The sequence below is a fragment of the Cellvibrio sp. pealriver genome (genome assembly GCF_001183545.1).
In the GTDB taxonomy this organism is placed as follows: domain Bacteria; phylum Pseudomonadota; class Gammaproteobacteria; order Pseudomonadales; family Cellvibrionaceae; genus Cellvibrio.
Genome location: NZ_KQ236688.1, coordinates 1,629,479 through 1,644,100, shown reverse-complemented (window position 1 = coordinate 1,644,100; position 14,622 = coordinate 1,629,479). Strand labels below are relative to the sequence as shown.

Below are 14,622 nucleotides of genomic sequence, written 5' to 3'. Positions count from 1 at the left end.
CGCGCACTTATTTGTTCTTGGGGGTTTTAATGGCTCACTCATCTCATCCATCCAGCCGGTTTGAACAGGCGTGTACCGAGTTATCCAGCATCCGCGATTTTTTGCGATGGGGTGCTAGCGAGTTTGTGGCTGCCAAGTTGTTTTATGGGCATGGCACTGACAACCCTTGGGATGAAGCAGAGCAACTGGTTCTGCACGCGTTACACATGGTTCCGCCCTTGGCTGATGAATGGTTGGATGCCCGTTTGACGACCGATGAGCGTGCGCGTGTAGTCAGTAATATCCAGCGGCGTATTGAGGAGCGAATTCCTGCTGCTTACATTACCGGGCAAGCCTGGTTTGCCGGATTGCCATTTGCCGTTGATGAGCGGGTATTGGTGCCAAGATCGCCGCTTGCCGAGCTTATCAAGAAAGGCTTTGCGCCTTGGCTCACACAAGAACCACGTGAAATTTTGGATCTCTGTACTGGCAGCGGTTGTATCGGTATTGCCTGTGCTTACCAGTTTCCGGATGCAACGGTGCAACTGAGCGATATATCGTTCGATGCTCTGGCCGTTGCGGAAGAAAACATCGCCCAGCATGGATTGAGCGAGCGCGTCTTTGCGTTGCAGTCAGATTTGTTTGAAAACCTGCATGGGCAGAGGTTTGATCTGATTGTATCCAACCCGCCTTATGTGGATGCCGATGATATGGCGAGCTTGCCCGATGAATTCCATGCTGAACCGGAGTTGGGTTTGGCATCGGGTGATGACGGGTTGGATTTTACCCGTCGATTGCTCACAGAAGCGGCGGCTTATTTGACTGAGAATGGGCTGTTGGTGGTTGAAGTGGGGAACTCCTGGCCCGCATTGGCAGACGCCTATCCTGCACTGCCATTTACATGGGTGGAGTTTGAACACGGCGGACATGGTGTATTTATATTGACCGCACAACAGTTGCGCACTGCGCAAATGGCGGGTGTGGTATAGACGGCCTATGGCGATGCGTCTGGACGGTGACTCACGTATAATCGTCACACTTTTTACTTATTCGATTACTCATCCGGCGACCTGGCTTTTTTCGGTGCCGGATTCTGACCTCTGGAAATAGCGAATGTCTGGAAATACGTACGGCAAATTATTCACAGTAACTACGTTTGGTGAAAGTCACGGGATTGCATTGGGTGCAATTGTTGATGGTTGTCCGCCCGGCTTGGAGTTGACGGAGGCAGACATCCAGATTGATCTGGATCGTCGTAAACCCGGCACCTCACGCTATACCACCCAGCGCCGCGAAGAGGATTCAGTAAAAATTTTATCGGGTGTATTTGAGGGTAAAACCACAGGAACACCGATTGGGATGCTGATTGAGAATACTGATCAACGCTCCAAAGATTATTCCAATATCAAAGACCAATTCCGTCCGGCGCATGCAGATTACACCTACATGCAAAAATACGGTGTGCGCGATTATCGCGGTGGCGGCCGTTCATCGGCGCGTGAAACAGCGATGCGCGTGGCAGCGGGCTCGATTGCAAAAAAATACCTGAAAGATTTTCACGGTATTGAAGTGCGCGGTTATCTGTCACAACTCGGGCCAATCAAAATTGAGACCGTGGATTGGGATCAGGTAGATCAAAACCCATTCTTTTGTCCTGATGCGAGCAAAGTGCCAGAGATGGAAGAATTTATGAAAGCCCTGAATAAAGAGGGTGATTCGATTGGTGCAAAAATTACCGTTGTGGCAACCAATGTTCCGCCAGGTTTGGGTGAGCCGATCTTTGATCGATTGGATGCAGAAATCGCCCATGCATTGATGAGCATCAACGCAGTAAAAGGCGTAGAGATCGGTGAAGGTTTTGCAGTTGTTGAACAGCGCGGCAGCAAGCACCGCGATGAAATGACGCCGGAAGGATTTTTATCCAATAATGCTGGCGGGATTTTAGGCGGCATTTCCTCCGGACAAGATATTATTGCGAATATCGCGCTGAAGCCGACCTCTAGTTTGCACATTCCCGGGCGCAGTGTTGATGTGCATGGCAATCCGGTTGAGGTGATTACCAAAGGTCGTCACGACCCTTGCGTTGGAATTCGTGCAACGCCAATTGCCGAGGCAATGCTGGCATTGGTGTTGATGGATCACCTGTTGCGCCAGCGTGCACAAAACGGTGCGGTGAAGCATTCAATTCCGGTAATCCCCGCCAGCGTAAAACCCTAGCAGTGAAGACGTTCGATAGCGCAAACACGCTATTTCAATTATCGGTGCGCGGATTGGTTTGGTACAAACAGCCACCCGCGCCAGATTCACTCCCGCCGTTGCCTGATTATGTCTCTTTCTTTTGCGCAGCAAGCAATTCCCTACTGGCGTCTCTCCGGATTTTATTTTTTTTATTTTGCAGTCGTCGGCACATTGATTCCTTATTGGGGCGTTTACCTGAAAGACTTGGGTTATTCATCGCAAGATGTGGGGGTGCTCAGCGCCATTATTATGGCTACGCGCATTATTGCCCCCAATTTTTGGGGGTGGCTGGCTGACCATACTCGCCAACGTTTGCGTATTATCCGCATGGGAAGTTTTGCAGCCTGTATTATTTTTGCGGGCATTTTGCTTGACCAGCGTTATTGGTGGCTGGTGTTAGTGGTGAGCTGTTACACCTTTTTCTGGCACGCTGTGCTGCCGCAGTTTGAAGTAATAACCTTGGGTTATCTCGGCAATAATTATCATCGTTACAGCCAAATCCGCTTGTGGGGGTCGCTCGGCTTTATTGCTGCGGTGGTGGGATTGGGTTTGGTATTTGATGTGTTGCCAGTGCGTTATCTACCGCTTTTTATTCTGACATTCCTGATTTTAATTTGGCTTTCCAGTCTAAGTTTGCAGGATGCGAGCATTAAAAAATCGGATACTGCCCGTGGTGGTTTTTTACAGTTGGTTTTGCAGCCGGGCATGCTGTGTTTTTTAGCGGCCAGTTTTTTATTGCAATTAAGCCACGGGCCTTATTACACCTTTTACACCTTATATTTGGTAGAAAATTACGCTTACACCAGCACAGCGGCAGGTTTATTGTGGGCGTTGGGGGTGTTGGCTGAAGTTGCTATTTTTATTGTGATGCACCGGTTATTGCCGCAATTCAGTTTGCGCCATTTATTGATATTCAGTTTGTTAGCCACTGCAGTTCGTTGGTTGTTGATTGGGTTTTATGCGGATTCGCTGGCAATTTTATTGTTTGCGCAGCTCTTGCACGCATGCAGTTTTGGTATTGCCCATGCGGCAGCTATTGAGTGGATACGTATTCATTTTCAAGGATCGCATCAGGGCCAAGCGCAAGCGATGTACAGCTCATTGGGTTTTGGTGCAGGCGGTGCAGCAGGTGCATTGATTGGCGGCTTGCTCTGGGATTATAGTGCGGCAATGACCTACACTCTGGCCGCTGCTGCAGTGCTACTGGCAGCCGTGCTTTGCATTGTGTGGTTGTATCCTTCACCTGACGCTGTGGGGCATTCTCATCATGGATAATGTAACGGTTACGTTAGTGCAACAGGTGATCGAGCCTAACGATCCCCAAAAAAATCTCGATGTGTTATCAGCCGAGCTGGAAGCCCTGTCATCGACAGATTTAATTATTTTGCCCGAAGTATTCACCACTGGTTTTTGTGCTGGCGCGCGTAATTATGCTGAACAAGTCGATGGCCGTGCATACCAATGGATGCATCAACACGCATCGCGCCACAAGGCTGTTATTACTGGTAGCTTGGTGGTGAAAGAGGGCGACCAGTTTTTTAATCGCATGGTGTGGATGCGCCCGGATGGAACCTATACACATTACGACAAGCGTCATTTGTTTCGTATGGCCGGCGAACACACACGTTATGCGATGGGAAATCAGCGCATAGTGGTTGAGCTTAAAGGGTGGCGAATTTTGCCGTTGATTTGCTACGACCTGCGTTTTCCAGTGTGGAGCCGCAATCGCAACGATTACGATCTAGCCATTTATGTGGCCAACTGGCCAAGTGCACGGGCATTGCATTGGAATCGTTTATTACAAGCGCGCGCCATTGAAAATTTAAGTTATGTTGTGGGTGTGAATCGTGTGGGAATGGATGAAGCAGGGCAGCACTATGCCGGTGATTCCAGTGTGTACAGTGCAGCGGGTGAATTGATTGCAACCAGTCAGGAGGCACAACTCATTACAGTTGAACTTCATGCTGATAAATTACACAGCTATCGCGAACGTTTTCCAGCACATTTGGATGCTGATTCGTTTGAATTATTGATGAAATAATTGTCGCGGCCATTAACGTCGCTCAGAGGTGAAACATGCCAAAAGGTTTTGGTGACAAGCTGGTAATCGCAATATCGTCGCGCGCGCTGTTTAACCTTGATGAGAGTCATCAGGTGTATATCAACCAGGGCTTGGAAGCCTATGCAAAATACCAGATCGATCATGAAGATGAGGTGCTGGAGCCTGGCGATGCTTTCCCTTTGGTGAAAAAATTATTGCGCTTGAATGAGCGTCTTGGTGGTGAGCCATTGGTTGAAGTGATTTTGTTGTCGCGCAACAGCGCCGATACCGGTTTGCGTGTATTCAACTCGGTAGAGCATTACGGATTGAAAATAAGTCGCGCGGCATTTTGTGGTGGTACATCGCCTTACCGTTATGCTTCCGCCTTTGGTTGCCATTTATTTTTATCAACAGAGCCTGAAGATGTCCGGCAAGCGCTGGATCATGGGATGGCAGCAGCAACGTTGATTGCATCCAATAATCAAGTCGAAAATGAAGATGAATTGCGTTTTGCATTCGATGGTGACGCGGTTATTTTTTCAGATGAGGCTGAACAAGTATTCAAGCTGCAAGGATTATCGGCGTTTACAGAAAGTGAGAAGGCTGCTGCAAAACAACCACTCAGTGGCGGTCCATTCAAGCAATTTCTGGCTGCGTTACATAACTTGCAAGCAGAGTTTGGTGAGAACTGCCCCATACGCACAGCGCTGGTGACGGCGCGCTCGGCACCCGCGCATGAACGTGTTATCCGTACATTGCGTGCGTGGAATATCCGTATTGATGAATCTTTGTTTTTGGGTGGTTTATCAAAAGGGAGTTTCCTGAAGGCTTATGGTGCAGATGTTTTCTTTGATGACCAACCCATGCATTGCGAGTCTGCTCGCGAACATGTTGCAACTGGTCATGTGCCGCATGGTATAGCCAACCGTCCCGCCTCTTCTTGAGCTTCGCTCCTTTCTGTAACATCCCATATAGCTAATATGGCGTGTTACAGGGGTGATTTTCGTTATTTTTGTAATATTCCTTCGCCAAAAACTTTGAATTTTCGGGATATAGTCTAAAGTTGTAACAAGACCTGCCTGTAGCACAATTCATAATTGTCAGGCATGTGGTATCGCCTGATTGATTCTGTATTGATTCGGTAGAAAAGTGATTCATTGTGTTTTTATAGCTTCGGGTTTGCCCGAAGTTCGGTTCCGGTGATTGCCTCCGGCAAATGCCCCAGTGAGTGAGCCAATCGGAGGGCTTATGAAGCTGCAACAACTACGTTATATCTGGGAAGTGGCCCATCATGACCTTAATGTGTCAGCCACCGCACAGAGCCTTTATACCTCCCAGCCAGGGATCAGTAAGCAAATTCGCTTGCTGGAAGATGAGTTGGGAGTAGAAATTTTCTCACGCAGTGGTAAACACCTCACGCGGATTACGCCTGCAGGTGAAGCCATTCTTAAAACAGCAGGTGAAATCCTGCGTAAAGTCGAGAGCATCAAACAAGTCGCCCAAGAGTTCAGTAATGAGCGTAAGGGTACTTTGACACTTGCGACTACCCACACCCAGGCGCGCTATGCACTGCCACCGGTGATTGGTTCGTTTATCAAACAGTATCCGGAAGTGTCGCTACATATGCACCAAGGTACGCCGATGCAGATTTCCGAAATGGCTGCAGATGGTACGGTGGATTTTGCGATTGCAACGGAAGCGATGGAGCTTTTTAGTGATCTGATTATGATGCCGTGCTATCGCTGGAACCGCAGCATCGTAGTCCCTAAAAACCATCCATTAGCGCAGGTTTCCAACTTGACGTTGGAAGAGGTCGCCAAGTATCCAATTGTCACTTACGTATTCGGGTTTACCGGCCGCTCGAAGTTGGATGAGGCGTTTATCAATCGTGGCCTTGCACCCAAGGTGGTATTTACCGCGGCTGATGCAGACGTCATCAAAACCTATGTCCGTTTGGGGTTAGGTGTTGGGATTATCGCGAGCATGGCATACAACGAATCGGTCGATAATGATTTGGTTGCGTTGGATGCAAGCCATCTGTTTGAGTCCAGTGTGACCAAAATTGGTTTCCGACGCGGTACTTTCTTGCGCGGATTCATGTATGACTTTATTGAAAAGTTTGCGCCGCACCTGACGAAAGATATTATCAACGAGGCTTTCAATCGCCATTCGCGCGCTGAACTTGATGAATTGTTTGAAGATATCAAGATCCCTACGCATTAACTGCGGTACCTAAAAAAGCCGGACACTAGTCCGGTTTTTTTATTGATAAGTTTTTTATTATCAAAGAGTTACCGATATTTTCTCACTTATTCCCAAGCTTTTTCCTCTGCCGTTTCATTCGCCCACTAAGCGGCGATCCCCCAGTAATGTATTCATTGTTCTGAAAATATTTGTACAAAATATTTGAGATGTACAACTTTGTGCGCAATACTTATACAGTCTTAAAACATTGTATAGGTTTTTGTATGGGCAAGATTCCTGTGGGTGTTAGTCAGTGTCTTTTGGGTGAAAAAGTCCGTTTTGATGGTGGCCATAAACGCAGTCGTTATCTGACGGATGTATTGGGTGATTACATGGAGTTCCGGCCAGTATGCCCTGAGGTTGCTATTGGCTTGGGAATTCCGCGTAAACCTATACGCCTTGTGGTGATTGGCGATGAAACCCGTGTGCGTGGCGTTGAAAACCCGGACCTTGATGTGACCGATGCACTGGTCGCACAAGCAGAAGCAGCTGCGCAGCAAATGCCGGATATTTGTGGCTATGTGTTCATGCAGAATTCCCCGAGTTGCGGTGCCTACGGGATGAAACGCTACCGCACCAATGGATATTCGATGGATAACAAAGGGCGTGGCGCTTACGCCAAACGCTTTATGGAGTTAATGCCGCTTTTGCCCGTGGAAGAAGCGGGGCGGTTAAATGACGCGGGTTTGCGCGATAACTTTCTTGCGCGCGTGTTTGCTTATCATGATTTTAAAACCCATGTTGCACCTGCACCGACCGCTAAAAAGCTGATCGAATTTTATTCCCGCTATAAATACCAGGTAATGGCGCACCACGTACCCAGCTATTTTTCGATTGGCCGTTATCTTTCCAATCTTGCTGGCCGCGATATTCATGCAAGCAGCGAAGAGTTTTTCCGCCTGTTTATGGAAGCTTTATCCCACCACGCCACGCGCAAAGGCAACACCAACGCGATGATGCACTTGCGTGGTTATTTGAAAGAAGTCATCAGCACGGTAGAAAAGCAAGAGTTGTCACAATTGATCGATTCCTACAAAGCCGGTCTTGTGCCCTTGGTGGTGCCGTTAACCTTGCTCAAGCATCACTTGCTCAAGTTGGATAATCCTTATTTGAAATCGCAAACCTTCTGGTCTCCGCATCCAGAACGCTTGGGTTTACGTAATCATATTATCGAGAGCGCCTGATGTACGCGGCAGATAAAGACATTGCACTGTCCACGCAAGATGATTGGGTGCCTATCCGGGAAATTTCACGGGTGACGGGTGTGAATACCGTGACCTTGCGTGCATGGGAACGACGTTATGGTTTGTTGGTGCCACGCCGTACTGAGAAAGGGCATAGGTTGTATAGCCGCGATGATATTTCGCGTGTTCAGGAAATCCAGCGTTGGCTTGTGCGTGGTCTGGCGATCGGTAAAGTGAAAGCGTTGTTAGCCAATACGGAACGGGAATACGAATTACCGCCTATCGATTCTGTGTGGTTAACGTTAGTCGCGCAATTTCATACTGCATTGGGGAATTTTCAGCGTCATTCGCTGGAGCGTTTGATCGAGGAAACCTTCGCGTTGTATCCGACGGAAATGTTGGCTGATTACGTGGTGCAGCCAGTGTTGCAGACACTTCAGGGCGATGAGCCGGGCAAGGCTGCGCAGCGTGCGTTTTTTACCGCTGTTTTGCAGGAGTATCTTGTGGCAGGGCAACAGCGCTTGCGCCAGTCGGCACAGCATGCTGGTGTCGTGTTAGTGTCGGTTGGTGCCAATGAAAATCCGCTATTACTGCACACGCTTAATTACAGTTTACTTGTCCATCAGTATCAGGCCGAATGTCTGGGTTATCTTGAATGGTGTGATATCCAGATATGTACCGAAGCCTTGAGTGCAAAAATACTTGTGATTATCGGTTATGAAAACCTGAATGCTGGCGGGCTCAAGCTACAATTGGATGTATGGCGGGAAAGATCCGGTATTCCTGTGATTGTGGCGGGTAATCTGGCGCAGGTGTTTAATGCGTTGGCTACTGACCCGGGTTCAGGGGTATTGACCTGTGAGAATCACCAACAGGTACTGGCTGCCATAAAACAATTATTAAAAGCTGATCAAAAGGGATGAGTCATTTATATGGCGCTCACGGTTCCACAAAAGGTACGTAATTTGTACCAACGTTTTGATAAAAAAATTCTCAAAACAATGCCCGATGTCTATAGCGATGATATCCAATTCCGCGATCCTCTCCATGCGTTGAATGGTTTGTCTAATCTCACTGAGTATCTCTCAGGCATGATGGACGATTTGCTCGAGTGTCGTTTTGAGTTCCATCACTCAATGGAACTTCCCGAGCGTGGCGAGGCGTTATTGTTTTGGACGATGCATTACCGCCATAAAAAATTAGCGGGCGGAAAACAATTGGAGCTAACGGGTAATACGCACCTTTTATTTAAAGATAAAGTCTATTACCACCGCGATTATTTTGATGCGGGCTCATTGTTGTACGAGCATCTTCCGGTAATGGGTTTTGCCATCCGGCAAATCAAGAAAAAAGTAGGCGCTAAATGACGGCATTGGTGTGGCTGAGGCATGATTTACGTGTGCGGGATAATCCCGCGTTATTCAAAGCGGCAGAGTTAGGTCAGGGCGTTGTGGCAGTGTATGTTCACTGTGAAGCCTATGTACGCTTGCATACTGTTGCACCGGTGCAATTGGATTTTATTCGCCGCCATTTGCATATCATGGCAAACAGTTTGGCAGAGCTTAATATTCCCCTCGAATTAATCTGCGTTAAATCGCCAAAAGACATTGCGCCTGCAGTGCTACAGCTCGCGCGCAAATGGAAAGTGGAACATTGTTTTTTTAATGCGGAATATCCAGTTAATGAGTTGAATCGCGATCTGGCGGTTAATCAGCTTCTGCGTGATGAAGGTATTTTGGTTAAGCGATGTCATGATCGCTGTATTGTGCCGCCGGGTATGATCCGCAATGGGCAAGGTGAGCCTTATAAAGTTTTTACCGCGTTTAAAAAGAAATGGCTACAAACGGTGATGCCAGTGAGCATGGCTCCGCTGGGTTTGCCAACTGCCCAGCCCGGCGCATTTGTTAAGCCGAACGTTATTTCTGCTGCTGACATTGATGCGTTATTTGCAGCGCATGAGTTGCGCGATTTGTCATCCCTGTGGCCAGCTGGCGAACAGGAAGCGTACCAACGGTTGGATGTTTTTATCGAACGTGCAATCAATCAGTATCAGGAACGGCGTGATTTTCCGGCAATTGCTGGAACATCCAGCCTTTCACCGTATTTTGCAGTAGGTTCGCTGTCGCCGCGCCAGGCAATATCCGCTGTGCTTGCCCATACGCAAGGCGAGTGGGAGGGTGGAAATGCGGGCGCGAGTTGCTGGATCAGTGAGTTGATCTGGCGCGAGTTTTATCAGCATGTTGTGGTGGATTATCCCAAAGTCTGTAAACGCAACGCCATGCAAAGCCATACAGAAGCATTTCCCTGGCAATATGACAAAGCATTGTTTGCCGCATGGTGTGAGGGTAAAACCGGAATCCCGATTGTTGACGCCGCCATGCGCCAGCTAAATGCGACAGGTTGGATGCACAATCGCCTGCGTATGGTGGTAGCGATGTTCCTGACCAAAAATTGCCAGATTGATTGGCGTTGGGGCGAAGACTATTTTATGTCGCAATTAATTGATGGCGACTTCGCAGCCAACAACGGTGGTTGGCAGTGGAGTGCTTCCACCGGGACAGATGCCGCGCCGTATTTCCGTATTTTTAATCCTATCAGCCAATCAGAGCGCTTTGATTCTGAGGGGGCGTTTATTCGCACATGGGTTCCTGAATTAGCGCATCTGTCAAACAAACAGATCCATAATCCACCTAAACAGCTACATTACCCTGCACCTATAGTGGATTTGTCGGCAACGCGAAAATCCACTATCGCGCTGTTTGCGCAATTGCCACCTGAACGAGTAAGTGAATAAGCGGCATTAGCGCTGGCTTGATTGTTAAGCTTCTTTTTATAATGGCCAGGTTCTTAACGGCGGTTTTGCTTGCTCGCACAACAGCAGACCGTTGCTCCTGATATGAGGATGCCTATTATGTTGACATTACTGCAGTTGAATTATGTGTTTCGGGTTCGCCGTTCTTTTTTGTGGGTGAAAAGTTTGCTGTTGTGTTGTGCTGTTGGTGCTCACGCACAAGATAATTATGTAACAGCAGGTACCGCTTACAGCCTTAATACCAATGAATTACTTTATCGCGAGTTGTTTACCGGGTTGGATGAAAACAAAGCGGTGCGGGTTGATTACACATCGCCAGATGGCAATGTATTTGCCACCAAAACCCTGGTTTTTCAAGGGGAGCCGTTCCAGCCAACAGTCAATTTGGAAGATAGTCGCGATAACGAATTTGCCTCTGCGCAATTTCAGGGCGCGCGTTTGGTGTTGACGCACGGAATGAATAATGACCAAAATGAAAAAATTATTTATGACAATGCACGCACCGTGATTGATGCGGGCTTTGATGCGTATATCCAATTAAATTGGGATAAATTAATAGCGGGTAAACAATTAAAGTTTGATTATGTAGCGCCTGCCAGTTTGAGCAGCACTCAGTTGGAAGTGCGTAAATTAAAATCGACCAGCTCTCCGCTGTACAATGCCGACTATGGGCGTAACTGGATTTATTTCCGCATCACGCCAGCGAAAAAAATATCGTCATTATTTTCGGATGCAACCTATCTTGCGTACGACCCTAATGGAAAATACCTGATGCGCTATCAGGGCCGCGCGAATATTGATGATGATCGCGGCGGCCCGTGGGATGTGCGGATCGAATATGAATATACCAATTGATCTGTGCGTATTTGAGTATAAAAAAGGGCAATCAAGTGATTGCCCTTTTTTTTGGTAAAAAATAGTGATGAGTGCAAATGCTGTTTGTTATTTAGGACGGTACGAACACCAATCACTCCAGCTACCGGGATAAAGTACGGCGTTTATTCCGCTTGCCTCCAGCGAAAGCAAATTGACGCAAGCGGTAACACCTGACCCGCAATAGACCACAATTTTTTTGTCTCTCGGTAAATCAATCCAGCGCTGTTGTTGTTCGCTTTTTGATTTGAAAAATCCTTTTTCATCGGTTGCATCTTGCCAGAAAAAATTCAGTGCGCCGGGAATATGCCCTGCGACAGGATCAATGGGTTCTTCTTCGCCGCGATAGCGTTTACTTTCGCGCGAATCAATGAGTGTGAGTTGTTCTGCTTGCGCGCAAATTGCATCGCGATCCAGGGTCCAACCTTGCTGCACATTCGCTTTGAAATTTCCCTGCTTGACGGCAGGTTCACGTCTGTCGATGGCTCCGCCAGCATTGACCCAGCCTGTGTATCCACCATCAAGAATGAATACGCTTTGATGTCCACAGAAGCGTAATAGCCACCATGCACGTGCGGCATACGCCATGCGTGAATCGTCGTAAACCACAATAGTGGATTGCTGATTAACACCCGCTGCACGCAGTTTTTTGCTGAAGGTTTCGATATCGGGTAGCGGATGTCGGCCGCCATGCTGGCTTACCTCTCCAGAAAGATCTTGTTCAAGATCCAGATAATAGGCACCGGGAATATGTCCGGCGCGATATTGTTCGCTGCCCACTGTTTTATTCATGAGATGGAAACGGCAGTCAAAGATAACGACTTTGCCCAGCTGTAACTTGAGGTCTTCGCTTGTGATGAGGTGATTCATTGATGTTGGTTGCAATATTGGATGGTCGGAAAAATCGTTATTAGCGACAGATGCTTAATGAAGGCTTTAAGATCGTCAAAAAAGTGACGTCATAATCGCATTAATTACCTGACGTTGGGAAGGGTGATAACTGAGCGGTTTGTGTGTTTTTTGTAAAATTCTGCGGGAATTTGTTCAGGTTTATTGCCATGCGTCGGGCACTTTTCCTTCCAATTGGTAAGCAAATGCGATGATGTAGGCGACGGCGATATACAGGTTTTCGGGAATTTCATCGCCTAATTCCAAAGTTACCAATAAATCAACCAGCGAAGGGTTATCGCAAAGGGGAACGCCGTGCTCTTCAGCTATCGCGATAATTTGTTCGGCGACTGCCCCTGTGCCTTTGGCGCTGACATGAGGTGCATTGGTGCCATCGTAGTAGAGGGCGACGGCTTTTTGTAATGCATGTGGCGGGTAATCGGAACTCATATGCGCCTCAGGTTTTAACATCGACTAATGAATAACTCAGGTTCAGTTTGGGCTTGGGTGGCAAGCCGGGAATACATTGCATTTGTGTCACGTGAATTCCCTCTTGCTCTAATTGCGTTTTGAGTTCATCCATTTTGTTTTTTGCGGCAACCAATGTGTTTTCATTTTCCGCCCAAAAGCGGGCGGATAATTGATCGCCCAGTAGGGTGAGTTGCGCATAAAACTGGCCAATCACGGGCAAGTTAAAACCCAGCATTACATTCCATTGGCGCACGCGTGTAGCTGTCTGTGCTTTCTCGTCGGATTGTTCTTCAACCCATTGCTGTTCAAGATGGATCTGCAGTGGCGTGACGTCTTGCCCTGATCGAACCGGTATTTCAAATTGCCAGGATTGTGTTGGCTGCGCGATGTCATTGCCTTGGGTAATTTGATGATTGAGCGTGTGAGCTTGTTGTAATTGAATTTTTGTAAGGCTTCCCAGCGTGTATTGGTGCATTAGCATGACTAATTGTGTGCGCAATTGCTTTTGACTTAACTCGCCTTGCTGTCTGTGCATGAGCATGCCTAAAAATTGCGGCAGAACGTTGGCAAGTTGTGTTTTGCTGAGTTCGCTGGACGTGCTGATACTTGTGGCTAACGGAGAGGTAGTTTCCAACTCTCCATCCAGTTGATGCAAAACGCTTAGCAGCGCACCTTTTAAATCCTGATTGGCGATGTGTGCAACGGGTTTTTGGCTAATTAATTTTTGTTCAAGCGCGGCTTGTGATAACACATTTTTCTGAATCGGGTTGGTTAAACCTGACGTTACTCCCGCAGTAGACGTATTGGTTTTTGAGGTAGATGCAGTAGCAGCAGATGAGGTTCCTGTCTTTGCAATAGCGGCTGCCTCCGGACTTTTAATCGCCAATTGCGCCAGTTTATGTTCAAAACCTTGGCCATTGTTTTTTAATGCCATTTCAACCAACTTTGGATTGCTCAATTGGTCGGCGGTACGTATATGGTTTGCTAATGTTTTTAGCGATTGTTGCAGTTGGTTTGACATCCATTCCTTGCGCTCGGCAATAGGCAATTGTTGGATAAATTGGGTGATTTTCGGCAGGGCAGTCATTAAATCCTGCCCTTGGTCTTTTTGAGGTAATAGCCGGCGTAAAGTATCGCTAATGGCCTCCATCGCTTGAGGGGATACAGCCGGTTTGGCTGTCACTGTGTTGTTATCACCATGTTGAAGCGGGTTGACTGGAGGGCTGCTTGCCATACCTGCCAGAGTGTAGGTCAATGTTCCAGTTGTTGATGGCGAAGAAGTCCCCGCAGGAAGATTCAGAGGTGAGGGTGTAGATAAGAGTGCTGTGCCAGCCGATGCGCCCTGTGGATTGCTGGTTTGCAAAAGAGTGACAACAGCGGCGGCTTCTGATTTGGTGAGGACTTGCAATATTTGCAAGCGCTGGTTGTCTGCAAGTTGCATTAGAAGTGTTTGGCCTGACTGCAGTGGCAGGCTGGTGTAGCTGAGTAATTGTATGGGTACCGCCGGTGTTGTTGCGGTATTGGGAGCTGATGTGGTTGGCGCGGTGATTGTCAGATTAACCAGCTTAACCCCTGGGGTTTGCGCGAGATTTTTCTGCTCCAATAACTGGTTTACAAGCGCTTTAATCGCAGGTGCGGCTGAGTTTCGGTTGACTTGCGCCAGATTTGCCTCGATCGCCTTCACTAACTGCGCGCGCTCTTCTGGTGAGGCTTGGGTTGCTTTGCCCACATCGGCCAGGAACTGGCTGCCAGTTTTTAACCCCAGTGCTTTGGTTATCGCCACTATGGACTCAACCTGCGCACGCTGGAGGTTTTGTACCAGTTTGTCAGTGATTGAACTCAGTTCCATGACGTTTCCTGGGGGGGCAATAATGGCGATATTAAGTTGATCA

At 47.9% G+C, this 14,622-nt stretch carries 14 protein-coding genes; 11 read left to right on the top strand and 3 right to left on the bottom strand.

Translation table 11 applies throughout. From position 1 onward, the window contains the following. Positions 1-29 precede the first annotated feature (29 nt). From prmB to VC28_RS06880, 11 genes are all read left to right on the top strand, one after another. Positions 30-968 (top strand): 50S ribosomal protein L3 N(5)-glutamine methyltransferase, encoded by a 939-nt coding sequence (gene prmB / locus VC28_RS06930; RefSeq protein WP_049630003.1) that lies wholly within the window; start codon positions 30-32, stop codon positions 966-968. A 124-nt stretch (positions 969-1,092) separates the two neighbouring features. Further along, positions 1,093-2,196, top strand: a complete 1,104-nt coding sequence (gene aroC / locus VC28_RS06925; protein ID WP_049630002.1) for a chorismate synthase — start codon at positions 1,093-1,095, stop codon at positions 2,194-2,196. 108 nt (positions 2,197-2,304) lie between these two features. Further along, positions 2,305-3,492 (top strand): MFS transporter, encoded by a 1,188-nt coding sequence (locus VC28_RS06920; RefSeq protein WP_049630001.1) that lies wholly within the window; start codon positions 2,305-2,307, stop codon positions 3,490-3,492. Continuing rightward, the gene (locus tag VC28_RS06915; protein ID WP_049630000.1) at positions 3,485-4,258 is read left to right on the top strand and encodes an amidohydrolase; all 774 of its coding nucleotides are present in this window, start codon (positions 3,485-3,487) and stop codon (positions 4,256-4,258) included. Before VC28_RS06920 ends, VC28_RS06915 begins: the two co-directional genes overlap by 8 nt. A gap of 35 nt (positions 4,259-4,293) precedes the next feature. Then, positions 4,294-5,202: a 5'-nucleotidase gene (locus VC28_RS06910; RefSeq protein WP_049629999.1), complete on the top strand. Its 909-nt coding sequence runs from the start codon at positions 4,294-4,296 to the stop codon at positions 5,200-5,202. Between the two features lie 304 nt (positions 5,203-5,506). Next, positions 5,507-6,481 (top strand): HTH-type transcriptional regulator CysB, encoded by a 975-nt coding sequence (cysB, locus tag VC28_RS06905; protein ID WP_049629998.1) that lies wholly within the window; start codon positions 5,507-5,509, stop codon positions 6,479-6,481. A gap of 245 nt (positions 6,482-6,726) precedes the next feature. Further along, a complete protein-coding gene (locus tag VC28_RS06900) occupies positions 6,727-7,686 on the top strand; it encodes a YbgA family protein (protein ID WP_049629997.1) in 960 nt (319 codons plus the stop codon). Beyond that, the gene (locus VC28_RS06895) at positions 7,686-8,609 is read left to right on the top strand and encodes a MerR family transcriptional regulator (RefSeq protein WP_049629996.1); all 924 of its coding nucleotides are present in this window, start codon (positions 7,686-7,688) and stop codon (positions 8,607-8,609) included. The genes VC28_RS06900 and VC28_RS06895 overlap by 1 nt, the downstream gene beginning before the upstream one ends. A gap of 9 nt (positions 8,610-8,618) precedes the next feature. Then, positions 8,619-9,053, top strand: coding sequence for a nuclear transport factor 2 family protein (locus VC28_RS06890; protein WP_049629995.1), 435 nt, complete (start codon positions 8,619-8,621; stop codon positions 9,051-9,053). Further along, positions 9,050-10,480, top strand: a complete 1,431-nt coding sequence (gene phrB / locus VC28_RS06885; RefSeq protein ID WP_049629994.1) for a deoxyribodipyrimidine photo-lyase — start codon at positions 9,050-9,052, stop codon at positions 10,478-10,480. Before VC28_RS06890 ends, phrB begins: the two co-directional genes overlap by 4 nt. Positions 10,481-10,597: 117 nt before the next feature. After that, on the top strand, positions 10,598-11,353 hold the full coding sequence (locus VC28_RS06880; protein ID WP_231591668.1) for a hypothetical protein: 756 nt from the start codon (positions 10,598-10,600) through the stop codon (positions 11,351-11,353). A gap of 87 nt (positions 11,354-11,440) precedes the next feature. Here the strand turns inward: VC28_RS06880 and VC28_RS06875 are convergent, their stop codons facing one another. The 3 genes from VC28_RS06875 to VC28_RS06865 form a co-directional block, all read right to left on the bottom strand. After that, positions 11,441-12,241: a sulfurtransferase gene (locus VC28_RS06875; RefSeq protein ID WP_049629993.1), complete on the bottom strand. Its 801-nt coding sequence runs from the start codon at positions 12,239-12,241 to the stop codon at positions 11,441-11,443. A 180-nt stretch (positions 12,242-12,421) separates the two neighbouring features. After that, positions 12,422-12,709, bottom strand: coding sequence for an EscU/YscU/HrcU family type III secretion system export apparatus switch protein (locus tag VC28_RS06870; RefSeq protein WP_049632227.1), 288 nt, complete (start codon positions 12,707-12,709; stop codon positions 12,422-12,424). Positions 12,710-12,716: 7 nt separating this feature from the next. Continuing rightward, positions 12,717-14,579, bottom strand: a complete 1,863-nt coding sequence (locus VC28_RS06865) for a flagellar hook-length control protein FliK (protein WP_049629992.1) — start codon at positions 14,577-14,579, stop codon at positions 12,717-12,719. Positions 14,580-14,622 lie beyond the last annotated feature (43 nt).